This window comes from Hydrogenophaga aromaticivorans, assembly GCF_013387465.1.
GTDB lineage: Bacteria > Pseudomonadota > Gammaproteobacteria > Burkholderiales > Burkholderiaceae_C > Hydrogenophaga > Hydrogenophaga aromaticivorans.
In genome coordinates, this window is record NZ_VYGV01000016.1 from 489,032 (window position 1) to 513,081 (window position 24,050).

At 65.4% G+C, this 24,050-nt stretch carries 28 protein-coding genes; 24 read left to right on the top strand and 4 right to left on the bottom strand.

Features of this window, described 5'->3' with window-relative positions:
• Positions 1 to 63 precede the first annotated feature (63 nt).
• A complete protein-coding gene (locus F3K02_RS19455) occupies positions 64 to 2,310 on the top strand; it encodes an ATP-dependent DNA helicase RecG (RefSeq protein ID WP_246309591.1) in 2,247 nt (748 codons plus the stop codon).
• Here the strand turns inward: F3K02_RS19455 and F3K02_RS19465 are convergent.
• Positions 2,299 to 3,534, bottom strand: a complete 1,236-nt coding sequence (locus F3K02_RS19465) for an MFS transporter (protein WP_177137268.1) — start codon at positions 3,532 to 3,534, stop codon at positions 2,299 to 2,301. The genes F3K02_RS19455 and F3K02_RS19465 overlap by 12 nt on opposite strands.
• A gap of 139 nt (positions 3,535 to 3,673) precedes the next feature.
• On the opposite strand from F3K02_RS19465, the gene F3K02_RS19470 reads away from it, so the two are divergent.
• The 3 genes from F3K02_RS19470 (at position 3,674) to F3K02_RS19480 (ending at position 6,672) form a co-directional block, all read left to right on the top strand.
• Positions 3,674 to 4,672: a LysR family transcriptional regulator gene (locus F3K02_RS19470; RefSeq protein ID WP_177137269.1), complete on the top strand. Its 999-nt coding sequence runs from the start codon at positions 3,674 to 3,676 to the stop codon at positions 4,670 to 4,672.
• Positions 4,669 to 5,628, top strand: a complete 960-nt coding sequence (locus F3K02_RS19475; RefSeq protein WP_177137270.1) for a hydrogen peroxide-inducible genes activator — start codon at positions 4,669 to 4,671, stop codon at positions 5,626 to 5,628. The genes F3K02_RS19470 and F3K02_RS19475 overlap by 4 nt, the downstream gene beginning before the upstream one ends.
• 126 nt (positions 5,629 to 5,754) lie before the next feature.
• The gene (locus tag F3K02_RS19480; RefSeq protein WP_177137271.1) at positions 5,755 to 6,672 is read left to right on the top strand and encodes a 4-hydroxybenzoate octaprenyltransferase; all 918 of its coding nucleotides are present in this window, start codon (positions 5,755 to 5,757) and stop codon (positions 6,670 to 6,672) included.
• A 22-nt stretch (positions 6,673 to 6,694) separates the two neighbouring features.
• On the opposite strand, the gene proC is transcribed toward F3K02_RS19480, so the two are convergent.
• The 3 genes from proC to F3K02_RS19495 all read right to left on the bottom strand — a co-directional run bounded on the left by proC (position 6,695) and on the right by F3K02_RS19495 (position 10,039).
• Positions 6,695 to 7,522, bottom strand: coding sequence for a pyrroline-5-carboxylate reductase (proC, locus tag F3K02_RS19485; protein WP_177137272.1), 828 nt, complete (start codon positions 7,520 to 7,522; stop codon positions 6,695 to 6,697).
• 214 nt (positions 7,523 to 7,736) lie between these two features.
• Positions 7,737 to 9,230 carry a glycerol kinase GlpK gene (glpK, locus tag F3K02_RS19490; protein ID WP_177137273.1) on the bottom strand — a complete coding sequence of 498 codons (1,494 nt, stop codon included), beginning with the start codon at positions 9,228 to 9,230 and terminating at the stop codon, positions 7,737 to 7,739.
• Positions 9,231 to 9,256: 26 nt separating this feature from the next.
• Positions 9,257 to 10,039, bottom strand: a complete 783-nt coding sequence (locus F3K02_RS19495) for a DeoR/GlpR family DNA-binding transcription regulator (RefSeq protein ID WP_177137274.1) — start codon at positions 10,037 to 10,039, stop codon at positions 9,257 to 9,259.
• 154 nt (positions 10,040 to 10,193) lie between these two features.
• On the opposite strand from F3K02_RS19495, the gene F3K02_RS19500 reads away from it, so the two are divergent.
• From F3K02_RS19500 to rpmJ, 20 genes are all read left to right on the top strand, one after another.
• The gene (locus tag F3K02_RS19500) at positions 10,194 to 11,276 is read left to right on the top strand and encodes an ABC transporter ATP-binding protein (RefSeq protein WP_177137275.1); all 1,083 of its coding nucleotides are present in this window, start codon (positions 10,194 to 10,196) and stop codon (positions 11,274 to 11,276) included.
• Positions 11,273 to 12,343: an ABC transporter ATP-binding protein gene (locus F3K02_RS19505; RefSeq protein WP_177137276.1), complete on the top strand. Its 1,071-nt coding sequence runs from the start codon at positions 11,273 to 11,275 to the stop codon at positions 12,341 to 12,343. The genes F3K02_RS19500 and F3K02_RS19505 overlap by 4 nt, the downstream gene beginning before the upstream one ends.
• A 61-nt stretch (positions 12,344 to 12,404) precedes the next feature.
• A complete protein-coding gene (locus tag F3K02_RS19510) occupies positions 12,405 to 13,298 on the top strand; it encodes a carbohydrate ABC transporter permease (protein ID WP_177137277.1) in 894 nt (297 codons plus the stop codon).
• Positions 13,291 to 14,103 carry a carbohydrate ABC transporter permease gene (locus tag F3K02_RS19515; RefSeq protein WP_177137278.1) on the top strand — a complete coding sequence of 271 codons (813 nt, stop codon included), beginning with the start codon at positions 13,291 to 13,293 and terminating at the stop codon, positions 14,101 to 14,103. The genes F3K02_RS19510 and F3K02_RS19515 overlap by 8 nt, the downstream gene beginning before the upstream one ends.
• A 126-nt stretch (positions 14,104 to 14,229) precedes the next feature.
• Complete coding sequence (locus tag F3K02_RS19520) at positions 14,230 to 14,538, top strand: DUF2160 domain-containing protein (protein ID WP_177137279.1); 309 nt, start codon at positions 14,230 to 14,232, stop codon at positions 14,536 to 14,538.
• A gap of 107 nt (positions 14,539 to 14,645) precedes the next feature.
• The gene (locus tag F3K02_RS19525; RefSeq protein WP_177137280.1) at positions 14,646 to 16,379 is read left to right on the top strand and encodes an ABC transporter substrate-binding protein; all 1,734 of its coding nucleotides are present in this window, start codon (positions 14,646 to 14,648) and stop codon (positions 16,377 to 16,379) included.
• Positions 16,380 to 16,448: 69 nt separating this feature from the next.
• Positions 16,449 to 18,068, top strand: coding sequence for a glycerol-3-phosphate dehydrogenase/oxidase (locus tag F3K02_RS19530; RefSeq protein WP_177137281.1), 1,620 nt, complete (start codon positions 16,449 to 16,451; stop codon positions 18,066 to 18,068).
• A gap of 171 nt (positions 18,069 to 18,239) precedes the next feature.
• Complete coding sequence (rplN, locus tag F3K02_RS19535; RefSeq protein ID WP_009514936.1) at positions 18,240 to 18,608, top strand: 50S ribosomal protein L14; 369 nt, start codon at positions 18,240 to 18,242, stop codon at positions 18,606 to 18,608.
• Positions 18,609 to 18,617: 9 nt separating this feature from the next.
• Positions 18,618 to 18,938 carry a 50S ribosomal protein L24 gene (gene rplX / locus F3K02_RS19540; protein WP_177137282.1) on the top strand — a complete coding sequence of 107 codons (321 nt, stop codon included), beginning with the start codon at positions 18,618 to 18,620 and terminating at the stop codon, positions 18,936 to 18,938.
• 2 nt (positions 18,939 to 18,940) lie between these two features.
• Positions 18,941 to 19,480 carry a 50S ribosomal protein L5 gene (gene rplE / locus F3K02_RS19545; protein ID WP_177137283.1) on the top strand — a complete coding sequence of 180 codons (540 nt, stop codon included), beginning with the start codon at positions 18,941 to 18,943 and terminating at the stop codon, positions 19,478 to 19,480.
• A gap of 8 nt (positions 19,481 to 19,488) precedes the next feature.
• Positions 19,489 to 19,794, top strand: a complete 306-nt coding sequence (gene rpsN, locus F3K02_RS19550; protein ID WP_177137284.1) for a 30S ribosomal protein S14 — start codon at positions 19,489 to 19,491, stop codon at positions 19,792 to 19,794.
• A gap of 18 nt (positions 19,795 to 19,812) precedes the next feature.
• Positions 19,813 to 20,208 carry a 30S ribosomal protein S8 gene (rpsH, locus tag F3K02_RS19555; protein ID WP_177137285.1) on the top strand — a complete coding sequence of 132 codons (396 nt, stop codon included), beginning with the start codon at positions 19,813 to 19,815 and terminating at the stop codon, positions 20,206 to 20,208.
• Between the two features lie 23 nt (positions 20,209 to 20,231).
• On the top strand, positions 20,232 to 20,765 hold the full coding sequence (gene rplF, locus F3K02_RS19560) for a 50S ribosomal protein L6 (protein ID WP_177137286.1): 534 nt from the start codon (positions 20,232 to 20,234) through the stop codon (positions 20,763 to 20,765).
• A gap of 11 nt (positions 20,766 to 20,776) precedes the next feature.
• Entirely contained in the window at positions 20,777 to 21,142 is a 366-nt protein-coding gene (rplR, locus tag F3K02_RS19565) for a 50S ribosomal protein L18 (RefSeq protein ID WP_177137287.1), read from the top strand.
• Between the two features lie 18 nt (positions 21,143 to 21,160).
• Positions 21,161 to 21,679 carry a 30S ribosomal protein S5 gene (gene rpsE / locus F3K02_RS19570; RefSeq protein ID WP_177137288.1) on the top strand — a complete coding sequence of 173 codons (519 nt, stop codon included), beginning with the start codon at positions 21,161 to 21,163 and terminating at the stop codon, positions 21,677 to 21,679.
• Positions 21,680 to 21,690: 11 nt separating this feature from the next.
• Positions 21,691 to 21,873, top strand: coding sequence for a 50S ribosomal protein L30 (gene rpmD / locus F3K02_RS19575; RefSeq protein WP_056268982.1), 183 nt, complete (start codon positions 21,691 to 21,693; stop codon positions 21,871 to 21,873).
• 16 nt (positions 21,874 to 21,889) lie between these two features.
• Positions 21,890 to 22,321 (top strand): 50S ribosomal protein L15, encoded by a 432-nt coding sequence (rplO, locus tag F3K02_RS19580; RefSeq protein WP_177137289.1) that lies wholly within the window; start codon positions 21,890 to 21,892, stop codon positions 22,319 to 22,321.
• Positions 22,322 to 22,344: 23 nt separating this feature from the next.
• Positions 22,345 to 23,664 carry a preprotein translocase subunit SecY gene (gene secY / locus F3K02_RS19585; protein ID WP_177137290.1) on the top strand — a complete coding sequence of 440 codons (1,320 nt, stop codon included), beginning with the start codon at positions 22,345 to 22,347 and terminating at the stop codon, positions 23,662 to 23,664.
• Positions 23,665 to 23,673: 9 nt separating this feature from the next.
• A complete protein-coding gene (gene infA / locus F3K02_RS19590; protein ID WP_177137291.1) occupies positions 23,674 to 23,892 on the top strand; it encodes a translation initiation factor IF-1 in 219 nt (72 codons plus the stop codon).
• A gap of 44 nt (positions 23,893 to 23,936) precedes the next feature.
• The gene (rpmJ, locus tag F3K02_RS19595) at positions 23,937 to 24,050 is read left to right on the top strand and encodes a 50S ribosomal protein L36 (protein ID WP_084236402.1); all 114 of its coding nucleotides are present in this window, start codon (positions 23,937 to 23,939) and stop codon (positions 24,048 to 24,050) included.

A 24,050-nucleotide genomic window follows, 5' to 3' on the forward strand; every position in this document is an offset into this window, starting at 1 on the left:
TCCAAGTGGAAGTGGCCGGGAAGTGGCCAAAAGGGTGGATAAAAAGACAGGCAGAATTGTCCCATGCCCGACGCCCCGCCCGCCCCACGCAAGGAACTCTCTGCGCCACAGAAAGCCCTGCACAAGCTGGGGCTCACGCGCGACATCGACCTGGCCCTTCACCTGCCGCTGCGCTACGAAGACGAAACCCGCGTGGTGCGCCTCACCGATGCACGCGACGGTCAGACCGTGCAGGTCGAAGGCACGGTGACGCACCAGGAGATCACCCTGCGCCCGCGCCGCCAGCTGCTGGTGACGCTGGACGACGGTTCCGACACCTGCACCCTGCGTTTCTTCAGCTTCTACCCCTCGCACCAGAAGGCGCTGGCGGTGGGCGCGCGCGTGCGGGTGCGCGGCGAGGTCCGTGGCGGTTTCATGGGCCGCACCATGGTGCACCCGGCTTTTCACGCCGCCGGCGGCGAACTGCCCGACGCGCTGACACCGGTCTACCCCACCAGCGCCCAGCTGCCCCAGGCCTACCTGCGCAAGGTGGTGGCCAGCGGGCTGGCTCGCGCCGACCTGTCTGAAACCATTCCGCCGGAACTGCTGGGCAGCTTGCAGCGCGTGGTGCACGGCACCTGGACCCTGCGCGACGCACTGCGCTACCTGCACCACCCGGGGCCGGATGTGTCGCTCGACGCGCTCGAAGACCGCAGCCACCCGGCCTGGCAACGCCTGAAGGCCGAAGAGCTGCTGGCGCAGCAGCTCTCTCAATTGACGGCCAAGCGCGAGCGCGATGCCCTGCGTGCGCCGGTGTTGCGCACGGCGCCGGGTGGGCTGCACGAACAGTTGCTGGCCGTGTTGCCTTTCGCCTTGACCGGCGCGCAGCGCCGCGTGGGTGCAGAAATCGCGCGCGACCTGGCCCGCCACGTGCCCATGCACCGCCTGCTGCAGGGCGACGTGGGTTCGGGCAAGACGGTGGTGGCCGCGCTGGCCGCGGCGATCGCCATCGACTCGGGCTGGCAGTGCGCGCTGATGGCGCCCACCGAGATCCTGGCCGAGCAGCATTTCGCCAAGCTCATCGGCTGGCTGGAGCCGCTGCTGGCGCCGCTGGGCAAACGCGTGGCCTGGCTCACCGGCAGCCAGAAGAAAAAGCAGCGCACCGAGATGCTGGCCCTGATCGCCAGCGGCGAGGCTGCGCTGGTGGTGGGCACCCACGCCGTGATCCAGGACCAGGTGGTGTTCCAGAACCTGGCGCTGGCCATCATTGACGAGCAACACCGGTTTGGCGTGGCGCAGCGGCTGGCGCTTCGCTCCAAGATGACCGAGGGCGATGATGGACAGTCGCGCGAGCCGCACCTTCTGATGATGACGGCGACGCCGATCCCTCGGACCTTGGCCATGAGCTACTACGCCGACCTCGACGTCTCCACCATCGACGAGCTGCCACCCGGCCGCACGCCCATCGTCACCAAAGTCGTGTCCGACCAGCGCCGCCACGAGGTGATCGAACGCATCCGCGCGCAGGTGGCGCAGGGGCGGCAGGTGTATTGGGTTTGTCCACTGATCGAAGAGAGCGAGGCGCTGGACCTGTCGAACGCCACCGAGACACACGCGGAACTCAGCGCGGCGCTCAACAGCTCCCACGCGCCTTTCCGGCGAGACGTGTCCCTGTCCAAGGCGCCCGAGGGTCCGGCTCTGCCGGTCCAAGGGCGCGTTCCCCCTCCCAGCGCCGAAGGCGCGCGAGAGAGGGGGGAAGCCGCGTCAGCGGCGCAGGGGGGTGCTCCTGTCCTGGTCGGCCTGCTGCACTCGCGCATGCCGGTGGCCGAGAAGAAGGCGGTGATGTCGCTCTTCACCAGTGGCCACATGGGTGTGCTGGTGTCCACCACCGTGATCGAGGTGGGCGTCGACGTGCCCAACGCCTCGCTGATGGTGATCGAACACGCCGAACGTTTCGGCCTGAGTCAGCTGCACCAGCTGCGAGGCCGTGTGGGGCGCGGCGCGGCGGCGTCGGCCTGCGTGCTGCTCTACACGCCACCCGACGGCGGGCGCCTCGGCGAAACCGCGCGCGAACGGCTGAAGGCCATGGCCGAGACCAACGATGGTTTTGAAATTGCCCGCCGAGATCTCGAAATCCGCGGCCCGGGCGAATTTCTCGGTGCGCGCCAGTCGGGGGCCGCGATGCTGCGGTTTGCCGATCTCGCCACCGATGGCCACCTGCTGGACTGGGCGAGAACGGCGGCGGCCGAGATGCTCACCCGCTTCCCCGAAGCCGCCGAGCGGCATGTGGGGCGCTGGCTGGGCACCAAGGCGGAGTACCTAAAGGCCTGAGGTGGCTGGGCGGGTTGACCGTCCAATCAGCATGGACAGCATGAGCAGTCCGGCCGCGGCCCCGAACGTGACCTGGACACCGTGCAGCAGGATCGCAGGAGATGCGGCGGCGGGCTCCGTGGTGACCCAGGCAAACACCCAGCCCATGACCGAGGCCCCGGCCATCAGTCCCAGGTTGCGTGCCAGGTTCAGCAAGCCGGAGACCTCACCCCGGCGCGCCGCGGGCAGCCGGGTCAGGGTGGCCGTGTTGTTGGCGGCCTGGAACAGCTGGTAGCCCGGGGTCAGGACGGAGATGGCGAGCAGGTAGCCCGCCAGGCCCCAGGGGCCGGGCAGCACCGCCAGCCCCAGTGCGCCGGCCAGCATGACCAGCAGGCCCGTGCGCAGCGTGTGCGCTGCGCCCCAGCGGTCCACCAGTTTGCCGGCCACGAAGCCGAACGCCATGGACATCAGCGGTCCGGCCGACATCGCGGCGCCCACGCCGGCCGTCCCCAGTCCCAGGCCACCGGACAGGAAGAACGGACCGATCACCAGCGTGGCCATCATGACGGTGGCCACCAGCGCATTCATGACCAGGCCGGCACCCAGTGCGGTCCCTTGCCAGAGCGCCGCCGCCTCCCCTGGTGTGTTGCTTCGTGCCGCAGACATCGGGGTGGGCGCCGGCAGGTGCCGGTGGACCAGCCAGAGGGTCAGCACGCTCAGGGGCACTGTGGACAGGAACATGGCGCGCCAGTCCAGCCAGGCGATCAGCAGACCGCCGGCCGACGGTCCGAGCGCGGTGCCCACCGCCGACATGCTGGCCAGCCAGCCCATGGCGCTGCCGGTGCGCTCCTTGCCAACGGTTTCGCCCGCCATGGCCATGGCGAGCGTCATCATCGTCGCGGCCCCCAGGCCCTGGAGGGCGCGGGCCGCCACCAGGGCTTCCAGGGAAGGTGCCTGTGCACAGAGCACCGAGGCCAGGGTGAACAGCACCAGACCCGCCATCAGCAGGCGTCGCCGGCCCAGGCGGTCGCCCAGCCGCCCGGCCACAACGACCAGCGCCGTCATGGCCAGCAGGTAGGCCAGCACCACCCACTGCACCTGCTGGAACGAGGCGCCGAACGCCTGCGTCAGGCTGGGCAGGCTCACATTGGCCATGCTGGTGCCCAGCGACGACAGCAGCACCGACAGCGAAAGGCTGGCCAGGGCGCCTGCGGAGCCGGGCCGGTGGGAAAGAAGTTGGGACATGGTCAGGTTTCCTCAAAAGTCCTGCACAGCAGGCGTGAGGGCACTGTATTTTTTTGCATGACATGGCGGAAGGCGCGTAGGTTGCATTGATATGTTGCGTTTGACGCCATGTCCGGTCGGTTTGCGCTAAGGTGCGGACATGCCCACGCCCGATCTCAACCTGCTGTTCACGCTGGATGTCCTGCTGCAGGAGGGCAGCGTGGCCGGGGCGGCCCGCCGCTTGCGCTTGAGCGCCTCGGCCATGAGCCGGGCGCTGGCGCGATTGCGGGACACCACGGGCGATCCGCTGCTGGTCCGGGCCGGGCGCGGCCTGGTGCCCACGCCCCGCGCCCTGGCGCTGCGGGAGCAGGTTCGCCAACTGGTGCAGGACAGCGTGGAGGTGCTGCAGCCGGCGGAGGTGCTGAATCTTCAACAGCTGCAGCGGACCTTCACCCTGCGCAACCGCGAGGGCTTTGTCGAGAACTTCGGCGCCGCGCTGGTCGAGCGTGTGGCGGCGCAGGCGCCGGGCGTGCGCCTGTGCTTCGAGCAGAAGACCGAGCGGGATAGCGCGGCCTTGCGGGAAGGGCTGGCCGATCTGGAGACCGGCGTGGTGGGCCCGGCGCTGGCGCCGGAGTTGCGGGCCCAGGCGCTGTTCAGCGACCGGTTTGTCTCGGTGGTGCGCCAGGGGCACCCGCTGGCCGGCCAGCTTCACGAATTGCAGCCCTACATCGCCGGCCGGCACATCGGCGTGGCCCATCGCACGGGCGGGCAGGAAGCCGTGGACCTGGCGCTGGAGCGTCTGGGACTGCAGCGCCAGGTGGACCTGAGCGTGGGCAGCTTTTCAGCGGCACTGGCGCTGGCCCGCGCCACCGACTACATCGCCAACGTGCCCGAGCGCCACACCCACAGCCTGCGCGAGGGCATGCACAGCGCAGCCCTGCCCGTGCAGGTGGCGGCGTTCTCCGTGTCCCTGATCTGGCACCCGCGGTACAGCGCCGACCCGGCGCACCGATGGCTGAGAGATTGTGTGCGCGAGGTGGTGTCGGCCTGTCTGGCGCACATGCCGATGCTGGAGGGGCCCCTCCCAGGTCCGTCCGGGGTGGACGCCATGTCCGTGGGCGCTGGCGGCACGACGTCCGAGAGCAAAATACAGCCATGACCCTGACCGAACTCAAATACATCGTGGCTGTGGCGCGCGAGAAGCACTTCGGCAAGGCGGCCGAGGCCTGTTTTGTCTCGCAACCGACGCTCTCCGTGGCGATCAAGAAGCTCGAAGAAGAGCTGGAGCTCAAGATCTTCGAACGCAATGCGAGCGAAATCGCGGTCACGCCGCTGGGCGAAGAGATCGTGCGCCAGGCGCAGACCGTGCTCGAACAGGCCGCCGGGATCAAGGAGATTGCCAAGCGTGGCAAGGACCCGCTGGCTGGCCCGCTGCGACTGGGAGTGATCTACACCATCGGGCCGTATCTGTTGCCGAATCTGGTGCGCCAGGTGATCGAGCGCACGCCGCAGATGCCCTTGATGCTGCTGGAGAACTTCACCACCAAACTGCTGGAGCAGCTGCGCCTGGGCGAGATCGATTGCGCCATCCTGGCCGAGCCGTTCCCGGACACCAACCTGGCCATCGCGCCGTTGTACGACGAGCCGTTCCTGGCGGCGGTGCCGGTCGGGCACCCGCTGGCGCAGCAGAAATGCGTCACCACCGAAGAACTCAAGCGCGAGACCATGCTGCTGTTGGGAACGGGCCATTGTTTCCGCGACCATGTGCTGGAGGTCTGTCCCGAATTTGCCCGGTTTTCGAGTGACACCGAGGGCATCCGCAAGAGCTTCGAAGGCTCGTCGCTGGAAACCATCAAGCACATGGTGGCCGCCGGCATGGGCGTGACCCTGGTGCCGCGCCTGTCGGTGCCGAGCTCGGCGCTCGATGGGGCGCCCAACGCGGGCCAGGACTTTGGCGATTCGTCCTTCGTGCGTTACCTGCCGTTTGAGGGCGAGGCCCCGACCCGGCGCGTGGTGCTCGCCTGGCGGCGCAGCTTCACGCGCTACGAGGCGATCGCCGAGTTGCGCAATGCGGTGTACGCCTGCGAGTTGCCGGGCGTCAAAAGGCTGTCTTGAGTTGAGCTCCCCCCTGCGCCGCTTCGGATCTTCCCCCCAGGGGGAGCACACCAGCAGCCCGGCGAGCTGGTTCTGCGGTGTGCTGGATGACCCGGCGCGCCCACGCACTTGCTGTGTTTTATCTTGATGTCCCGACTGAACCTCTATCTTGATCTGATCCGCTGGAACCGCCCGGCGGGCTGGCTGTTGCTGCTGTGGCCTTCGCTGGGGGCCCTCTGGGTGGCGGCGGGTGGCTTTCCAGGCCTGCACCTGCTGCTGGTCTTTGTGCTCGGCACCATCCTCATGCGCAGTGCCGGCTGCTGCGTCAACGACGTGGCCGACCGCGAGTTCGACAAACACGTCAAACGCACCGCACAGCGTCCGGTGACCAGCGGGCGTGTGGGCGTGAAAGAAGCGCTGGGCGTGGGCGCCGCGCTCGCTTTCGTGGCCTTCCTGCTGGTGCTCACCACCAACGTCGCCACCATCGCCTGGTCGGTGCTGGGCCTGGTGCTGTCACTGGTCTATCCCTACGCCAAACGGTATGTGTCCATGCCGCAGGCGGTGCTGGGCGTGGCCTTCAGCTTCGGCATTCCCATGGCCTTTGCGGCGGTGAACGGCGGTCCGGCGTTTGAACTGTTCTCCGGCGCGGCGCCCTGGACCGCGCCGGGTTTCTGGACGGGCGTCTGGCACAGCGTGCCGCCGCTGGCCTGGTTGCTGATGGCGGGCAACCTGTTCTGGGTGCTGGCCTACGACACGGAATACGCCATGGTGGACCGCGACGACGACCTGCGCATCGGCATGAAGACCTCGGCCATCACGCTGGGCGACGCCGATGTGCCGGCCGTCACCGCGTTCTACCTGGTCTTCCTGGGCATCTGGACCGCCGCGCTGTGGTCCGTGGTGAACCCCTGGGTCTGGGGCGCCATGCTGGTGGTGGCGCTGGCCCAGGTGGCCTGGCATTTCCACCTGATCAAGGACCGCATCCGGGACGGCTGCTTCAAGGCCTTCCGCCTCAACCACTGGTTGGGCTTCACGGTGTTCGTGGGGGTGGTGCTGGGCGTGTGAAGGCGCGTTGCGGGGTGAGCCTTTATTTGCCGAATTCGGCGCCGAGCTCCGCTGCACGCTTTTGCGCCGCGAACAGGGCTTCCTCGAATTTGGCTTTCACACCGCTCGCCTCCATCGACGTGATCGCCGCGTAGGTGGTGCCGCCCTTGGACGTGACGCGCTCGCGCAGTGTCTGCAGCGGCTCGCTGGAACGTTGTGCCAGGGTGGCCGCGCCGATGAAGGTGCCGATGGCGAGCTGCTGTGCCACCTCGGGCGCGAGGCCCATGCGGGCGCCCGCGTCGCGCATGGCTTCGAGGAAATAGAACACATAGGCCGGGCCGGAGCCGGAGAGGGCGGTCACCGCGTCCAGGTCCGACTCCACGTTCACCCATACCAGCTCGCCAGTGGTGCGCACCACGCGCTCCACCAGGGCCCGGTCGGCGTCCGAGACGGCGGCGCGGGCCATCAGCCCGGTCATGCCCAGGCCGACCAGGGCGGGCGTGTTGGGCATGGCGCGCACGATGCGCTGTGTCTGCAGCCAGCCGGCCATGCTCTCGCTGGTGATGCCGGCGGCCACGCTCAGGTGCAGGGCGTTGCCGAGGAAGGGTCCTGCGGCCATCGCGGCGTCCTTGAAAGTCTGCGGCTTCACCGCCCAGACCACGAGATCGGAGGGTTTCAGGTCAGCGCTGGCGACAGGCAGGATGGACATGCCCGGGAACTGCTGCGCCAGCTTCGCGCGCTGCTCGTCCCAGGGCTCGACCACCTGCAGGGCGGCGCTGGGGTGGCCCTGTCGGACCAGGACGCCGATGATGGCGCTGGCCATGTTGCCGCCGCCGATGAAGGTGATGATGGGGTGGGTGGACGTGTTCATGCGGAGATTGTCGCCCGAGCCCGAGGAGGCGCGAGGGGGAGTTTCCAAGGGCACCGAGGAACCGGCTTTGCCGGGCCTCTGGTGCCGCCCCCCTCCGGGGGGCTGAGGACCGCGGCTCCGCGCCTGCCTGCGCAGGCGTGGACGGGACGAAGAGTCATCAGCTCTGACGATGACGCGGCCTGCAAGGCACGCGAAGCGGCGCGGGGGGAGGCGGCTACGCCGCCGTCGTCATCCTCACCGCGTGTTCCCACTGCGCCATTTTTTCCGCCGCCCGCTCGCGCGACAGCGTCGGATGAAACGTGCGTTCGGCGCGCCACTGTCTGGACAGTTCGTCCAGCCCGGCGTACAGCCCGCTGTGCAGGCCGGCCAGGTAGGCCGCGCCCAGTGCGGTGGTCTCGATCACCGCTGGGCGCACCACCGGGATGCCCAGCAGGTCGGCCTGGAACTGCATCAGCAGGTCGTTGACGCAGGCGCCGCCGTCCACCCGCAACTCGCTCACGGGCACGCCACCGGCCGCGATGGCGTCGCGGCTCATGGCGTCGAGCAGGGCCGCGCTCTGGAACGCGATGCTCTCCAGCGCCGCGCGCGCGATGTGGGCCATGGTGGTGCCGCGCGTCAGACCGTTGATGCTGCCGCGCGCGTCGGCCTGCCAGTAGGGCGCGCCCAGCCCGGTGAAGGCGGGCACCAGCACCACGCCGCCCGCGTCGGGCACGCTCTCGGCCAGGGCCTGCACCTCGCTGCTGGACTCGATGGCGCGCAGCCCGTCGCGCAGCCACTGCACCACGGCGCCGCCGATGAACACGCTGCCTTCCAGCGCGTATTGCTGCGGCCCAGGGGGTTGTGCCGCGGCGGTGGTGATCAGGCCGTTCTGGCTGGTCTGGAACCGCTCGCCGGTGTGCATGAGCATGAAGCAGCCGGTGCCGTAGGTGTTCTTGGCCATGCCGGCCGAGAAGCAGGCCTGGCCGAACAGGGCGCTTTGCTGGTCGCCGGCCACACCGCCGATCGCCAGCGGCGAGCCCAGCCATTCGGCCTGGATATCGCCGAAGTGCGCGCTCGACGGCAGGGTTTCGGGCATCAGGCTGGGCGGGATGTCGAGCAGGGCCAGCAACTCGTCGTCCCAGCGCTGGCTGTGCACGTTGAACAGCATGGTGCGCGAGGCGTTGCTGATGTCGGTGACGTGGCGCGCGCCGCCCGTGAGCTGCCAGATCAGCCAGCTGTCGACCGTGCCGAAGGCCAGCTCGCCGCGTTCGGCCTGCGCGCGCGCGCCGGGCACGTGGTCGAGCATCCACTGGAGTTTGGTGCCGGAGAAATAGGCGTCGATGCGCAGGCCGGTCTTCTGCAACACGGTGTCGCTCAGGCCACGCTCGCGCAGTTCGGCGCAGGCGGCTTCGGCACGCCGGTCCTGCCAGACGATGGCGTTGTACACCGGCGCGCCTGTGCGCCGGTTCCACAGCAGCGTGGTCTCGCGCTGGTTGGTGATGCCCACGGCGCGGATGTCGCTCGCCTTCAGACCGGCCTGGGCCAGCGCCTCGCGCGCGGTTTCCAGCTGTGTCGTCCAGAGGCCGCGCGGGTCGTGTTCCACCCAGCCCGGCTGGGGGTAGATCTGGCGGAACTCGCGCTGCGCCATGGCCACCACGTGGCCGTCGCGGTCGAACACGATGCTGCGCGAACTGGAGGTGCCCTGGTCCAGGGCGAGCAGGTAGGTCATGGTCTGTCTCGATCAGTTTGTGTGGATCAGGCGGGGTCGTCCGAGCGGTCGGCCACCACGCATTCGACGTGGCCCTGCGCCATCAGCTCGCCAAAAGGCGGGGGCGGCGGCGCGTCGGTGAACATCACGTCGATCTCGTCGAGCCGCGCCAGTTCCACCATGGCGGGCCGGTTGAACTTGCTGTGGTCGGCGGCGAGCCAGACCTCGCGCGACTGCTCGACGATGGTGCGCGCCACCTTCACTTCGCGGTAGTCGAAGTCGCGCAGCGTGCCGTCGGACTCGATGCCGCTGATGCCGATCAGGCCGATGTCCACCTTGAACTGGCGCATGAAGTCCACCGTGGCCTCACCCACGATGCCCTGGTCGGCGCCGCGCACCAGGCCGCCGGCCACGATCACCTCGCAGTCGGGGTTGGTGCTCAGCAGCGCGGCGATGTGCAGGTTGTTGGTGATCACCCGCAGGCCGCGGTGACGCAGCAGTTCGTGGCCCACCGCCTCGATCGTGGTGCCGATGTTGAGGATCAGCGAACAGCCGTTGGGCACCCGCTGCGCGATGGCGCGCGCGATGGCGCGTTTGGCGTCGGACTGCATGGCCTGGCGCTGCCGGTAGGCGATGTTTTCGGTGGTCGATCCCGGCAGGCGCACGCCGCCGTGAAAGCGCGAGAGCAGGCCGGCCTCGGCCAGGCGCTGCACGTCGCGGCGCACGGTCTGCAGGGTCACGCCAAACCGTTCGGCCAGGGCTTCGATGGTCTGCGGGCCGCGGGTGCGCACGTCGTCGAGCAGCTGGGTGTGTCGGGGTGCGAGGTTCATACGGGGGATTCTGAAACAGGACAACCCGAACATAACGGAAATCAAATTTTTGCCATTAAGGGTAAATACCGAATAAAAAAGAACATAAACGAACAATAGAATCGCCGAAACGAAAACACCCGATTCGGGTGGCTGGCCTTCTTCTGGACCTGAAATGCAGCTCTCTCTGGAATACGTGGGGAAAACGGTCGGACCATCGGTCCACCTCTATCCCCAGAGCCTGACCCCGGTGCCCGGCGCGGTCACGGTGTTGCTGGGTGCGACCCAGGCCGGCAAGACCAGCCTGATGCGCCTCATGGCCGGGCTGGACGTGCCCAGCACCGGCCGGGTGCTGGTGGACGGCGTCGACGTGACCGGTGTGCCGGTGCGCGAACGCAACGTGGCCATGGTCTACCAGCAGTTCATCAACTACCCCTCGATGACGGTGGCCGACAACATCGCCTCGCCGCTGAAACTGCGTGGTCTGCCGCGCGCCGCGATCGACACCCAGGTGCGGCAGCTCGCCGAGCGCCTGCACATCGACATCTTTCTGGACCGCCTGCCGGCCGAGCTCTCCGGTGGCCAGCAGCAGCGCGTGGCGCTGGCCCGCGCCCTGGCCAAGAACGCGCCGCTGATGCTGCTGGACGAGCCGCTGGTGAACCTGGACTACAAGCTGCGCGAGGAACTGCGCGAGGAGCTGACCCAGCTGTTCGAGGCTGGTGACTCCACCGTGGTCTACGCCACCACCGAGCCTGGCGAGGCGTTGCTGCTGGGCGGCTACACGGCGGTGATGGACGCGGGCGAGCTGCTGCAATACGGGCCGACCGCCGAGGTCTTTCACGTGCCCAAATCGATCCGCGTGGCGCGTGCCTTCAGCGACCCGCCGATGAACCTGCTGGCGGCCGAGGTGGTCGACGGCGGCGTGCAGCTGGGTGGCGGGCCGCGCCTGGCCGTGAACCTGCCCGAGCGCGCCACGCGCGCGCTGACGGTGGGTGTGCGCGCCAGCGCCCTGCGGCTGCATGCGCGCGAGGGCGATGTGTCCCTGCCCGGCACCGTGGAACTGGCCGAGATCTCGGGCTCCGACACCTTTGTGCACGTGCACACCGGTGTGGGCGAGGTGGTGGCCCAGCTCACCGGCGTGCACGACTTTGAACTCGGCAGCCCCATCACCCTGCACCTGAACCCCGCGCAGGCCTATGTGTTCGACCAAGCGGGCGACCTGCTGGTCGCGCCAGAGCGCAAGGGAGCGTCTCAATGAGCCGTATCGATCTGGACCTCGCGCACTCGTACAAGCCGAACCCGAAAGCCGACGGCGACTACGCGCTGCTGCCGCTGAAGATGAGCTTCGAAGACGGTGGCGCCTACGCCTTGCTCGGCCCCTCGGGCTGCGGCAAGACGACCATGCTCAACATCATGTCCGGCCTGCTGGTGCCGTCGCACGGCAGCGTCAAGTTCGATGGCCAGGACATGACCCGCGCCACGCCGCAGCAGCGCAACATCGCCCAGGTGTTCCAGTTCCCAGTCATCTACGACACCATGACCGTGGCCGAGAACCTGGCCTTCCCGCTGAAGAACCGCAAGGTGCCGGCGCACCAGATCCAGGCCCGCGTGGGCCAGATCGCCGAGATGCTGGAGATGAGCCACCAGCTCGACATGCGCGCCGCCGGCCTGAGCGCCGACCAGAAACAGAAGATTTCGCTGGGGCGCGGGCTGGTGCGGCCCGATGTGTCGGCCGTGCTGTTCGACGAGCCGCTGACCGTGATCGACCCGCACCTGAAGTGGCAGCTGCGCCGCAAGCTCAAGCAGATCCACCACGAGCTCAAGCTGACCCTGATCTACGTGACGCACGACCAGGTGGAAGCGCTGACCTTCGCCGACCAGGTGGTGGTGATGACGCGTGGCAAGGTGGTGCAGATGGGCACGCCCGAGGCCTTGTTCGAGCGGCCGGCCCACACCTTCGTGGGCCACTTCATCGGCTCGCCTGGCATGAACTTCCTGCCGGCGAACGTGGCCGACGGCGCCCTCAGCGTGGGTGGCCTCGGCCTGAGCGCGGACCGCGAGCTGCCCGCGGGCGATCTCAAGCTGGGCATCCGCCCCGAATACCTGCCGCTGGTGCCGGTCGGCGCGATCGGCGCCTTGCCGGCCACCGTGCGCCAGGTGCAGGACATCGGCACCTACCTGCTGGTGACTTGCGACGTGGCGGGCCAGACGCTCAAAGCGCGGCTCGCACCCGACGCCACGCCGCCCGCGGTGGGCGAGCGGGTGGGGCTGCAGGTGCTGGGCGAACACACCTGCTATTACAAGAACGAGGAGCTGATGGCATGAGCGCAGCGCCGGGCCGCCCCAAGCCAGCTCGCACCGCAGTGCGCAGCACGAAGGAATCTCTATGAGCGTGACCACCAAACCCGTGAACCAGAAAGCCTGGTTCCTGATCCTGCCGGTCTTCATCTGCGTGGCCTTCTCGGCCATCCTGCCGCTGATGACGGTGGTGAACTACTCGGTGCAGGACATCATCTCGCCCGAGCGGCGCGTCTTCGTCGGCACCGAATGGTTCGCCGCCGTGATGCGCGACGAAGACCTGCACGCCGCGCTCTGGAACCAGCTGAAATTCTCGAGCGCCGTGCTGCTGGTGGAGATACCGCTGGGCATCGCGCTGGCGCTGTCCATGCCGGCCGCGGGCTGGAAGGCCTCGGCCACGCTGGTGATCGTGGCGCTGTCGCTGCTGATTCCGTGGAATGTGGTCGGCACCATCTGGCAGATCTTCGGCCGCGCCGACATCGGCCTGATGGGTGCCACCCTGCAGCGCCTGGGCATCGAGTACAGCTACACCGGTGACGCATTGCACGCCTGGCTCACCGTGCTGCTGATGGACATCTGGCACTGGACGCCGCTGGTGGCGCTGCTGGCCTACGCCGGCCTGCGCAGCATTCCCGACGCCTATTACCAGGCCGCGCGCATCGACGGCGCCAGCAAGTTCGCGGTGTTCCGCTACATCCAGCTGCCCAAGATGCGCGGCGTGCTGATGATCGCCGTGCTGCTGCGCTTCATGGACTCTTTCATGATCTACACCGAGCCCTTCGTGCTCACCGGCGGCGGGCCCGGCAACGCCACCACCTTCCTCAGCCAGTACCTGACGCAGAAGGCGGTCGGCCAGTTCGACCTCGGGCCGGCGGCGGCGTTCTCGCTGATCTATTTCCTCATCATCCTGCTGTTCTGCTTCGTGCTCTACAACTGGATGCAACGCCTGGGACAAACCGAGAAGGAGGGCGGCCATGAATGATCGCCGGTTCAAGAAACGCACGATTTTCCTGATCGCCTACCTGGTCTTCGCCCTGTTGCCCATCTACTGGATGGTCAACATGAGCTTCAAGACCAATCAGGAAATCCTCTCCAGCTTCAGCCTGCTGCCGCAGGCCTTCACCTGGGACAACTACAAGACCATCTTCACCGACGAGTCCTGGTACTCGGGCTACATCAACAGCCTGATCTACGTGGCGATCAACACCACGATCTCCCTCACGGTGGCGCTGCCCGCGGCCTACGCCTTCAGCCGCTACAGCTTCCTGGGCGACAAGCATGTCTTCTTCTGGCTGCTGACCAACCGCATGACGCCGCCCGCGGTGTTCCTGCTGCCGTTCTTCCAGCTCTACACCACGGTCGGTCTGATGGACACCCACCTGGCCGTGGCGCTGGCCCACCTGCTGTTCAACGTGCCGCTGGCGGTGTGGATTCTCGAAGGCTTCATGAGCGGCATCCCGCGCGAGATCGACGAGACCGCCTACATCGACGGCTACAGCTTCCCGCGTTTCTTCCTCACCATCTTCCTGCCGCTGATCAAGGCCGGTGTGGGCGTGGCGGCTTTCTTCTGCTTCATGTTCAGCTGGGTCGAGCTGCTGCTCGCCCGCACGCTCACCAGCGTCAATGCCAAGCCCATCGTCGCGACCATGACACGGACCGTGAGCGCCAGCGGCATGGACTGGGCCACGCTGGCGGCCGCAGGGGTGCTGACGATTGTTCCAGGCGCGATCGTGATCTGGTTCGTTCGCCACTACATAGCCAAAGGCTTCGCCATGGGGAGGGTGTGAGGATGGGTACCCCCCGCGCGCCTTCGGCGCTACCCCCCAGGGGGCGCCGCTGGTGGCCCGGCAAAGCCGGTTCCGCGGCGGCCTGGGATGGGCGGCACTTCGCTCGCAACAAATTGGAGATATCGCATGTTTGAGTGGATGGCGTGGACCAAGCCCGTGGCCATATTTTTCACCTGCATTGTTTTAATGCTCGCCGGCATGACGGTGTGGGAACTCAAGTCGCCCACGACGATGCGCAAGGGCTTCTTGCCCATGGCCACCACGCGGGGCGACCGCCTGTTCATCGGCTTGCTCGGGGCGGCCTACATCAACCTCGCCTTTGTCGGTATGGCCGGGTGGATCACCGAGTGGATGTCGCTGGAGCAGGAGCCCAGCATCTGGATCTCGTTCGTGGTGTCCATGGTCTGGCTGGTCTGGACCTTGCGCAAGGGTTGAGCCGCAGTCGGGACCGTTTTCTCTTTCCGTTGAATTCGGCCCATTGCTTCCCCGGGGCCGAGCCTTCAGCGTCAACACCGGGGAAGCACATTGCTAGAGGAGACAACATGAAATTTCGTCATACCGCACTGGCCGTCGCGGCCATCGCGGCCCTGGGATGCAATCTGGCCTGGGCCGATGCGGCCGCGGCCAAAAAATGGATCGACAGCGAGTTCCAGCCCTCCACCCTGAGCAAGGACCAGCAGGCCGCGGAGATGAAGTGGTTCATCGACGCCGCCGCCAAGCTCAAGGCCAAGGGCGTGAACGAAATCTCGGTGGTGTCCGAAACCATCACCACGCACGAGTACGAGAGCAAGACGCTGGCCAAGGCCTTCAGCGAGATCACCGGCATCAACGTCAAGCACGACCTGATCCAGGAAGGCGACGTGGTCGAGAAGCTGCAGACCTCGATGCAGTCGGGCAAGTCGATCTACGACGGCTGGATCAGCGATTCGGATCTGATCGGTACGCACTACCGCTACGGCAAGATCATGAACCTGACCGACTACATGTCGGGCAAGGGCAAGGAATACACGAACCCCGGGCTGGACATCAAGGACTTCATCGGAACCAGCTTCACCACCGGCCCCGACAAGAAGCTCTACCAGCTGCCCGACCAGCAGTTCGCCAACCTGTACTGGTTCCGCGCCGACCTGTTCGCGCGCCAGGACCTGAAGGACAAGTTCAAGGCCAAGTACGGTTACGACCTGGGCGTGCCGCTGAACTGGAGCGCCTACGAAGACATCGCCGCCTTCTTCAGCGAAGACGTGAAGACCATCGACGGCAAGCCGATCTATGGCCACATGGACTACGGCAAGAAAGACCCGTCACTGGGCTGGCGTTTCACCGACGCCTGGCTGTCGATGGCCGGCACCGCCGACATCGGCATCCCCAACGGCAAGCCGGTCGACGAGTGGGGCATCCGCGCCTCGGCCGACGGCTGCACGCCGCTGGGCGCGAGCGTCTCGCGCGGTGGCGCCACCAACTCGCCGGCCGCCGTCTACGCGCTCACCAAGTACGTGGACTGGATGAAGAAGTACGCGCCGAAAGAAGCCAGCGGCATGACCTTCGGCGAAGCCGGCCCCGTGCCGGCCCAGGGCCAGATTGCCCAGCAGATCTTCTGGTACACCGCCTTCACCGCCGACATGACCAAGAAGGGTCTGCCGGTGGTGAACGCCGACGGCACGCCGAAGTGGCGCATGGCACCCGGCCCCAACGGCCCGTACTGGAAGCAGGGCATGCAGAACGGCTACCAGGACGTGGGCTCGTGGACCTTCTTCGAGAAGCACGACGAGAACAAGACCGCGGCTGCCTGGCTCTACGCGCAGTTCGTGACGGCCAAGACCACCTCGCTCAAGAAGACCATCGTCGGCCTGACCCCGATCCGCGAGTCCGACATCCAGAGCAAGGCCATGACCGACATGGCGCCCAAGCTCGGTGGCCTGGTCGAGTTCTACCGCAGCCCGGCGCGTGTGGCCTGGACGCCCACTGGCACCAACGTGCCCGACTACCCCAAGCTGGCCCAGCTCTGGTGGCAGAACGTGGCCCAGGCCGTGACCGCCGAGAAAACGCCCCAGCAGGCCATGGACAACCTGGCCGAACAGATGGACCAGGTGATGGCCCGTCTGGAACGCGCCGGCATGGACCGCTGCGCGCCCAAGCTCAACAAGAAGGAAGACCCGAAGAAGTGGTTGAGCGACAAGGGCGCACCGTGGGCGAAGCTGGCCAACGAGAAACCCAAGGGTGAAACCATCGCCTACGACCAGCTGCTCAACGCCTGGAAGAACGGCAAGGTCCGCTGAGGACGCCTGAACGATCGAGTCGCAACCGCCCCTTGTGCCGAACCGGTGCAAGGGGCCACCCCCAACACCATGAAACGCGCAGAACTGCTCCAATCGCTGTCCGGTACCCCCCTGTTTGATCTGGCGGTGGTGGGCGGCGGCGCCACCGGACTCGGGGTGGCGCTGGATGCCGCGCTGCGCGGCTTCTCCGTGGTGCTGCTGGAGTCGCACGACTTCGCCGGCGGCACCTCTTCCCGTTCCACCAAACTGCTGCACGGCGGGGTGCGTTACCTGGCGCAGGGCAATGTGGCCCTGGTGCGCGAGGCGCTGGCCGAGCGCGCCACGGTGCTGCGCATCGCGCCCCACCTGGCGCAGCCGCTGCCCTTTGTCATGCCATCCTACGGCTGGTGGCAGACCCCCTTCTACGGCGTGGGGCTCAAGCTGTACGACCTGATGGCCGGACGCGCCGGGCTGGGCCGCACCGCATTCCTGAACCGCCGGCAGACCCTGGAGGCCTTGCCGGGGGTGAATCCCCAGGGGCTGCACGGCGGCGTGCAGTACTGGGACGGTCAGTTCGACGACGCCCGGCTGGCCCTGGCCTTGGCGCGCACCGCCGAAGTCGCGGGCGCGCGGGTGTTGAACTACGCCCGGGTCACGGCGGTGCGTCGTCTGGACGGCGCCGGCCACCCGGTCTCCGAACTCGATGTGAGCGATCGCTTTTCTGAAGAGCTCTACAAAGTGCGGGCCCGATGCGTGGTCAACGCCACCGGCGTCTGGGTCGACGAGCTGCGGGCCCATTCCAGCGGCGCCAGCGCCCAAGACGCGCCCCAGCGCATGGTGAGCCCGAGCCAGGGTGTGCACGTGGTGGTGGACCGCGAGTTCCTGCCGGGCGACCACGCGCTGCTGGTGCCCAAGACGCGCGATGGCCGGGTGCTGTTTGCCGTGCCCTGGCTGGGCAAATTGGTGCTCGGCACCACGGACACGCCGCGCCAGGACCTGCCCCGCGAACCCGATGCCTTCGCCGAGGAACTGGATTTCATCCTGAGCGAGGCCGGCCACGTGCTGAGCCGCCCGGTCACCCGGGCGGACATCCGCAGCATCTGGGTGGGCTTGCGCCCGCTGGTGGCGCCCCCGGAAACCACCGCGGGCGGCACCAAGGTCCTGTCGCGCGAACACACCATCGTGGTGGACGCCAATGGGCTGGTCACCGTCACGGGCGGTAAATGGACCACCTACCGGGCCATGGCTGACGATGTGCTGGACCGCTGCTTCGCCAGCGGACTGCTGCCCCGGCGCCCTGGTGGCTTGAGCGAACACCACACGCTGCTGGGTGCCCCCGGGCCCGAAGCGCCGGCCACGCCGATCTGCGCCCCGCCAGGTCTGCATCTGTATGGAACGGAGAAGCAGCGGGTGCTGGACTGCCCGGGACACGACCGATCCCTGGGCATGGGACTGACCGAGGCCATGGTGCGTTACGCCGTACGCCATGAGCACGCCCACACCGTGGAAGATGTGTTGGCCCGACGCTGGCGGGTCCTGTTCCTCGACGCCCGGGCCGCGGCGGGCATGGCGCCCGATGTTGCCGCGATCCTGGCCCAGGAGCAGGCCGCGGACCCGGCGCTCGACCGCTTTCTGTCGCTGTGCGACCACTACTTGCCGAGCCGCACCGCCGTTTTCGCGCAAAAGCCGGTTGACAAGCCAAAGGTGTAGTGCAATAATCTGCGGCTTCGCTGTAAAAAAGCGAAGTTATCCGCCCACCGACGCGGGTTGTGTCCACTCTGCAGCAGGTCTGCAGGGTTGACGCGGCTGGCAACGACGGGCCCAAGACTGATCACTCCCGGCCGTGGTGGCTGGGGGGATTCAAGTTGGGACTTAAATCAAATGATTCAAACGCAATCTCGACTCGATGTTGCTGACAACACGGGCGCCAAGTCCGTGATGTGCATCAAAGTGCTGGGCGGCTCCAAGCGCCGCTACGCCAGCGTGGGTGATGTCATCAAGGTCAGCATCAAGGAAGCAGCGCCGCGTGGCCGCGTCAAAAAAGGCGAGGTGTACAACGCTGTGGTGGTTCGCACCGCCAAGGGCATCCGTCGTCAGGACGGCGCTCTGATCAAATTCGACGGCAACGCTGCCGTGTTGCTTAACGCCAAGCTGGAGCCTATCGGCACCCGCATCTTCGGACCGGTGACGCGCGAGCTGCGCACCGAGAAGTTCATGAAGATCGTGTCGCTGGCACCCGAGGTTCTCTGAGGAATCATCATGAACAAGATTCGTAGTGGCGATGAAGTCATCGTGATTGCCGGTCGCGACAAGGGCAAGCGCGGCAAGGTTGTGCTGCGCGCCGACGACAGCAAGCTGGTGGTCGAGGGCGTCAACATCGTGAAGAAGCATGCCAAGCCGAACCCCATGAAGGGCATCACCGGCGGCATCATCGAGAAAACCATGCCGATCCACCAGTCCAACGTGGCCATTTTCAATGGCGCCACGGGCAAGGCGGATCGTGTGGGCATCAAGCTCCTGGCTGACGGCAAGAAAACGCGCGTCTTCAAGTCCAGTGGCGAAGAAATCAAGGCGGCCTGAACATGACACGCTTGCAAGAAATCTACCGCGACAAGATCGCGCCTTCTTTGGTCGAAAAATTCGGCTACAAGTCGGTCATGGAAGTGCCCCGCATCACCAAGATCACGCTCAACATGGGTGTGAGCGAGGCGGTTGCCGACAAGAAGGTCATGGACAACGCCGTGGGCGATCTGACCAAGATCGCTGGCCAGAAGCCGGTGGTGACCAAGGCCCGCAAGGCCATCGCGGGTTTCAAGATCCGCGAGCAGCAGCCCATCGGTTGCATGGTGACCCTGCGCGGTGCCCGCATGTACGAATTCCTCGACCGTTTCGTCACCGTGGCGCTGCCCCGGGTGCGTGACTTCCGTGGTATTTCCGGCAAGGCGTTTGACGGCCGTGGTAACTACAACATCGGCGTCAAAGAGCAGATCATCTTCCCTGAGATCGAGTACGACAAGGTTGATGCCTTGCGCGGCCTCAACATCAGCATCACGACAACCGCCAAGAACGACGAAGAGTGCAAGGCTCTGCTGGTTGGTTTCCGTTTCCCGTTCAAGAACTGAGGTGGCGCGTGGCTAAACAAGCACTACTGCAACGTGAACTCAAGCGCGAAAAACTCGCGGCCAAGTTCGCCAAAAAATACGCTGAGCTGAAGTCGGTGTCGACCAGCGCAAAGCACTCTGACGAAGAGCGTGATGCAGCCCGTCTGGCGCTGCAAAAAATGCCTCGCAACGCGAACCCGACCCGCCAGCGCAACCGCTGCGAGATCACCGGTCGTCCGCGTGGCACCTTCGCCCACTTCGGCCTGGCTCGCGCCAAGGTCCGTGAAATGGCGTTTGCCGGTGAAATCCCCGGCATCACCAAAGCCAGCTGGTAAGCCCTAGGAGAACCACAAATGAGCATGAGTGATCCTATCGCTGACATGTTGACCCGCATCCGCAACGCGCAGATGGTCGAAAAGGCCAGCGTAACGATGCCGGCCTCCAAGGTCAAAGCCGCGATTGCCCAAGTCCTGAAGGACGAGGGTTACATCGACGGATTCCAGGTCAAGAGCAATGACGGCAAGAGCGAACTCGAAATCGCTCTCAAGTACTACGCTGGCCGTCCGGTGATCGAGCGCATCGAGCGCGTCAGCCGTCCTGGCCTGCGTGTTTACCGCGGCCGAAACGCCATCCCCCAGGTCCAGAACGGTCTGGGTGTGGCCATTGTCACCACGCCGCAGGGTGTGATGACCGACCGCAAGGCGCGCGCTACCGGTGTCGGTGGTGAAGTCCTGTGTTACGTCGCCTGATGCGGGCATTGAGGAGCAACTGAATGTCACGTATTGGTAAACTGCCGGTCACCGTCCCAGCTGGGGTGGAAGTGGCCGTCAAAGACGACCTGATCAACGTCAAGGGTGCACTGGGTGCCCTGGCGCTGGCGCAAAACGCGCTGGTGAAAGTTGAAAACAACGCTGGCTCGCTGTCGTTCACCCCGGTGAACGAGTCCCGCGAAGCCAATGCCATGTCCGGCACCATGCGTCAGCTGGTGAACAACATGGTCAATGGTGTGAGCAAGGGCTTCGAGAAGAAGCTCACCCTGCTCGGCGTGGGCTACAAGGCCCAGGCTCAGGGGACCAAGCTCAACCTCACCGTCGGCTACTCCCACCCTGTGGTGATGGACATGCCTGCTGGTATCAAGGTGGAAACCCCGACGCCGACCGAAATCCTGATCAAGGGTTCTGATCGTCAACGCGTGGGCCAGATCGCTTCCGAAGTGCGCGCTGTGCGCCCTCCCGAGCCCTACAAGGGCAAGGGCATCCGTTACGCGGATGAGAAGGTCGTGATCAAGGAAACCAAGAAGAAATAAGGATCAGGATCATGTTGACGAAAAAAGAGCAACGTCTCCGCCGGGCACGTCAGACGCGCATCCGCATTGCGCAGCAAGGCGCCGTCCGCCTGACCGTGAACCGCACCAACCTGCACATCTACGCCAACGTCATCTCCGACGACGGCGCCAAGGTGCTGGCCTCTGCCTCCACGGCCGAAGCCGAAGTGCGGGCCCAGATCGGTGGCGCTGGCAAGGGTGGCAACACCGCTGCAGCGCAACTGGTCGGCAAGCGCATCGCTGAAAAGGCCAAGGCCGCTGGCATCGAGAAGGTGGCGTTTGACCGTTCCGGTTTTGCCTACCACGGCCGGGTGAAAGCCCTTGCAGACGCGGCCCGCGAAGCCGGTCTGCAGTTCTGATCAAACGGAATACACAAAATGGCTAAATTTACGGCTAATGTAAAAAACGAAGCGAGTGACGACGGTCTGCGCGAGAAGATGATCGCGATCAACCGCGTGACCAAAGTGGTCAAGGGCGGTCGCATTCTCGGCTTCGCAGCGCTCACCGTGGTCGGCGATGGCGATGGTCGCGTCGGCATGGGCAAAGGCAAGGCCAAAGAAGTTCCGGTGGCTGTGCAAAAGGCCATGGAAAAGGCCCGCCGCAACATGATCAAGGTGTCGTTGAAGAACGGTTCCCTGCACCACAGCGTGCACGGCGAACACGGCGCTTCCAACGTCATGATGCTGCCCGCTTCCAAGGGTACCGGCATCATCGCTGGCGGCCCGATGCGCGCAGTGTTTGAAGTTCTGGGCATCACCGACGTCGTGGCCAAGAGCCATGGCTCGAGCAACCCCTACAACCTGGTGCGCGCCACGCTGGACGCACTGAAGAACTCGACCACGCCCGCCGACGTGGCCGCCAAGCGCGGCAAGTCGGTCGAAGACATCCTGGGCTGATTGGAGCGATCATGACCACACAAAACACCGTCAAGGTCCAACTGGTGCGCAGCCCCATTGGTACCAAGCAATCCCACCGCGACACCGTGCGCGGCCTGGGCCTGCGCAAGCTCAACAGCACCAGCGAACTGCAGGATACGCCTGCCGTGCGCGGCATGATCAACAAGATCAGCTACCTGGTCAAGGTACTCTGAACCGGAGTCGCAAGACATGGAACTCAATAGCATCAAGCCCCAAGAAGGCGCCAAGCACGCCAAGCGTCGTGTCGGTCGTGGCATCGGCTCCGGCCTGGGTAAAACCGCTGGTCGTGGTCACAAGGGCCAGAAATCGCGTTCGGGTGGCTACCACAAGGTGGGCTTCGAAGGCGGTCAGATGCCTATGCAACGCCGTCTGCCCAAGCGTGGCTTCAAGTCGGCCCTGCTTCAGTTCAACGCTGAAGTGACCCTGACAGACATCAGTGCGCTCGACGTGGCTGAAGTCGATATCCTGGTGCTGAAGCAGGCGGGCCTGGTGGCCAACCTGGCCAAGCGCGTCAAGGTCATCAAGACCGGTGAAATCACCCGTGCCGTGACCCTGAAGAACATCGGCGCAACCGCCGGTGCGAAGCAGGCGATCGAAGCCGCTGGCGGCTCGCTGGTCTGACCGGACACAAGCGAAGGCAAGCTGTGGCAACTGGATCCGCAACTCTGGCCAAAACAGGCAAGTTCGGCGACCTGCGTCGCCGACTGGTGTTCCTGTTGCTGGCCTTGGTGGTTTACCGCATCGGGGCACACATTCCCGTGCCCGGGATCGACCCTGCGCAACTGGAACAGTTGTTCAAAGGCCAGGCGGGCGGCATTCTGAGTCTGTTCAACATGTTCTCTGGCGGCGCCTTGTCACGGTTCACCGTGTTTGCGCTGGGGATCATGCCGTACATCTCCGCTTCCATCATCATGCAGCTCATGACCTACGTGGTTCCCACGTTTGAGCAGCTGAAGAAAGAAGGCGAAGCCGGTCGCCGCAAGATCACCTCGTACACCCGTTATGGCACGCTCGGGCTGGCCATCTTCCAGGCCATGGGCATTGCCTTGGCGCTGGAAGGGCAGCAGGGACTCGTGATCGATCCCGGCATGGCCTTCCGTCTGACGGCGGTGGTCAGTCTGGTCGCGGGCACGATGTTCCTGATGTGGCTGGGTGAGCAGATCACCGAGCGCGGCTTGGGCAACGGCATCTCGATCCTGATCTTCGCCGGCATTGCCGCCGGGCTGCCGAGCGCCATTGGCGGGCTGCTGGAACTGGTGCGCACGGGTGCGATGAACATCCTGGTGTCGCTGCTCATCATCGCCCTGGTGGTTCTGGTGACCTACTTCGTGGTGTTCGTCGAACGTGGTCAGCGCAAGATTCTTGTGAACTACGCTCGCCGTCAGGTTGGCAACAAGGTGTATGGCGGCCAGTCGTCCCACCTGCCGCTCAAGCTGAACATGGCTGGCGTGATTCCGCCGATCTTCGCATCGAGCATCATCCTGTTGCCCACGACCATCGTGAGCTGGGTGAGCACGGGTGACTCCACACGCTGGTTGCGCGACATTGCTTCGGCCTTGTCTCCAGGTCAGCCGATCTATGTGGGCCTGTACGCTGCTGCGATCATCTTTTTCTGCTTCTTCTACACCGCTCTGGTGTTCAACAGCCGCGAAACGGCGGACAACCTGAAGAAGAGCGGCGCATTCATTCCGGGCATTCGTCCGGGTGACCAGACCGCGCGCTATATCGACAAGATTCTGTTGCGACTGACTTTTGTCGGTGCGATCTACATCACCGCCGTGTGTCTGTTGCCAGAGTTTCTGATTTTGAAATACAACGTGCCGTTCTATTTTGGCGGTACCTCTCTACTGATCATTGTGGTGGTCACCATGGACTTCATGGCCCAGGTGCAAAACTACATGATGTCGCAGCAATATGAATCGCTGCTGAAAAAGGCCAACTTCAAGACCTCCGTCGGCAACTGATTCAGTCGTATGTCCAAGGACGATGTGATCGAGATGCAGGGCGAGGTGATTGAAAACCTGCCCAACGCAACTTTCAGGGTCAAGCTGGAAAACGGCCATGTGGTCTTGGGGCATATCTCAGGGAAGATGCGGATGCATTACATCCGCATCCTGCCAGGGGACAAGGTCAAAGTGGAGCTCACGCCCTACGACTTGACCCGGGCACGGATTGTTTTTCGATCGAAGTAACGAGCGGTTGTTTTGAGAATTTTTGGAATATCTAGGAGAAAACTATGAGAGTTTCAGCTTCGGTCAAGAAAATGTGCCGCAACTGTAAGATCATCAAGCGTCACGGGATTGTGCGGGTCATCTGCACCGACCCCCGTCACAAGCAGCGTCAAGGCTGA

Bases quoted from the DNA above. Each gene is read 5' to 3' on its own strand.
- F3K02_RS19455 (WP_246309591.1), top strand. From the start codon at position 64: ATGCCCGACGCCCCGCCCGCCCCACGCAAGGAACTCTCTGCGCCACAG.
- F3K02_RS19465 (WP_177137268.1), bottom strand. From the start codon at position 3,534: ATGTCCCAACTTCTTTCCCACCGGCCCGGCTCCGCAGGCGCCCTGGCC.
- F3K02_RS19470 (WP_177137269.1), top strand. From the start codon at position 3,674: ATGCCCACGCCCGATCTCAACCTGCTGTTCACGCTGGATGTCCTGCTG.
- F3K02_RS19475 (WP_177137270.1), top strand. From the start codon at position 4,669: ATGACCCTGACCGAACTCAAATACATCGTGGCTGTGGCGCGCGAGAAG.
- F3K02_RS19480 (WP_177137271.1), top strand. From the start codon at position 5,755: ATGTCCCGACTGAACCTCTATCTTGATCTGATCCGCTGGAACCGCCCG.
- proC (WP_177137272.1), bottom strand. From the start codon at position 7,522: ATGAACACGTCCACCCACCCCATCATCACCTTCATCGGCGGCGGCAAC.
- glpK (WP_177137273.1), bottom strand. From the start codon at position 9,230: ATGACCTACCTGCTCGCCCTGGACCAGGGCACCTCCAGTTCGCGCAGC.
- F3K02_RS19495 (WP_177137274.1), bottom strand. From the start codon at position 10,039: ATGAACCTCGCACCCCGACACACCCAGCTGCTCGACGACGTGCGCACC.
- F3K02_RS19500 (WP_177137275.1), top strand. From the start codon at position 10,194: ATGCAGCTCTCTCTGGAATACGTGGGGAAAACGGTCGGACCATCGGTC.
- F3K02_RS19505 (WP_177137276.1), top strand. From the start codon at position 11,273: ATGAGCCGTATCGATCTGGACCTCGCGCACTCGTACAAGCCGAACCCG.
- F3K02_RS19510 (WP_177137277.1), top strand. From the start codon at position 12,405: ATGAGCGTGACCACCAAACCCGTGAACCAGAAAGCCTGGTTCCTGATC.
- F3K02_RS19515 (WP_177137278.1), top strand. From the start codon at position 13,291: ATGAATGATCGCCGGTTCAAGAAACGCACGATTTTCCTGATCGCCTAC.
- F3K02_RS19520 (WP_177137279.1), top strand. From the start codon at position 14,230: ATGTTTGAGTGGATGGCGTGGACCAAGCCCGTGGCCATATTTTTCACC.
- F3K02_RS19525 (WP_177137280.1), top strand. From the start codon at position 14,646: ATGAAATTTCGTCATACCGCACTGGCCGTCGCGGCCATCGCGGCCCTG.
- F3K02_RS19530 (WP_177137281.1), top strand. From the start codon at position 16,449: ATGAAACGCGCAGAACTGCTCCAATCGCTGTCCGGTACCCCCCTGTTT.
- rplN (WP_009514936.1), top strand. From the start codon at position 18,240: ATGATTCAAACGCAATCTCGACTCGATGTTGCTGACAACACGGGCGCC.
- rplX (WP_177137282.1), top strand. From the start codon at position 18,618: ATGAACAAGATTCGTAGTGGCGATGAAGTCATCGTGATTGCCGGTCGC.
- rplE (WP_177137283.1), top strand. From the start codon at position 18,941: ATGACACGCTTGCAAGAAATCTACCGCGACAAGATCGCGCCTTCTTTG.
- rpsH (WP_177137285.1), top strand. From the start codon at position 19,813: ATGAGCATGAGTGATCCTATCGCTGACATGTTGACCCGCATCCGCAAC.
- rplF (WP_177137286.1), top strand. From the start codon at position 20,232: ATGTCACGTATTGGTAAACTGCCGGTCACCGTCCCAGCTGGGGTGGAA.
- rplR (WP_177137287.1), top strand. From the start codon at position 20,777: ATGTTGACGAAAAAAGAGCAACGTCTCCGCCGGGCACGTCAGACGCGC.
- rpsE (WP_177137288.1), top strand. From the start codon at position 21,161: ATGGCTAAATTTACGGCTAATGTAAAAAACGAAGCGAGTGACGACGGT.
- rpmD (WP_056268982.1), top strand. From the start codon at position 21,691: ATGACCACACAAAACACCGTCAAGGTCCAACTGGTGCGCAGCCCCATT.
- rplO (WP_177137289.1), top strand. From the start codon at position 21,890: ATGGAACTCAATAGCATCAAGCCCCAAGAAGGCGCCAAGCACGCCAAG.
- infA (WP_177137291.1), top strand. From the start codon at position 23,674: ATGTCCAAGGACGATGTGATCGAGATGCAGGGCGAGGTGATTGAAAAC.
- rpmJ (WP_084236402.1), top strand. From the start codon at position 23,937: ATGAGAGTTTCAGCTTCGGTCAAGAAAATGTGCCGCAACTGTAAGATC.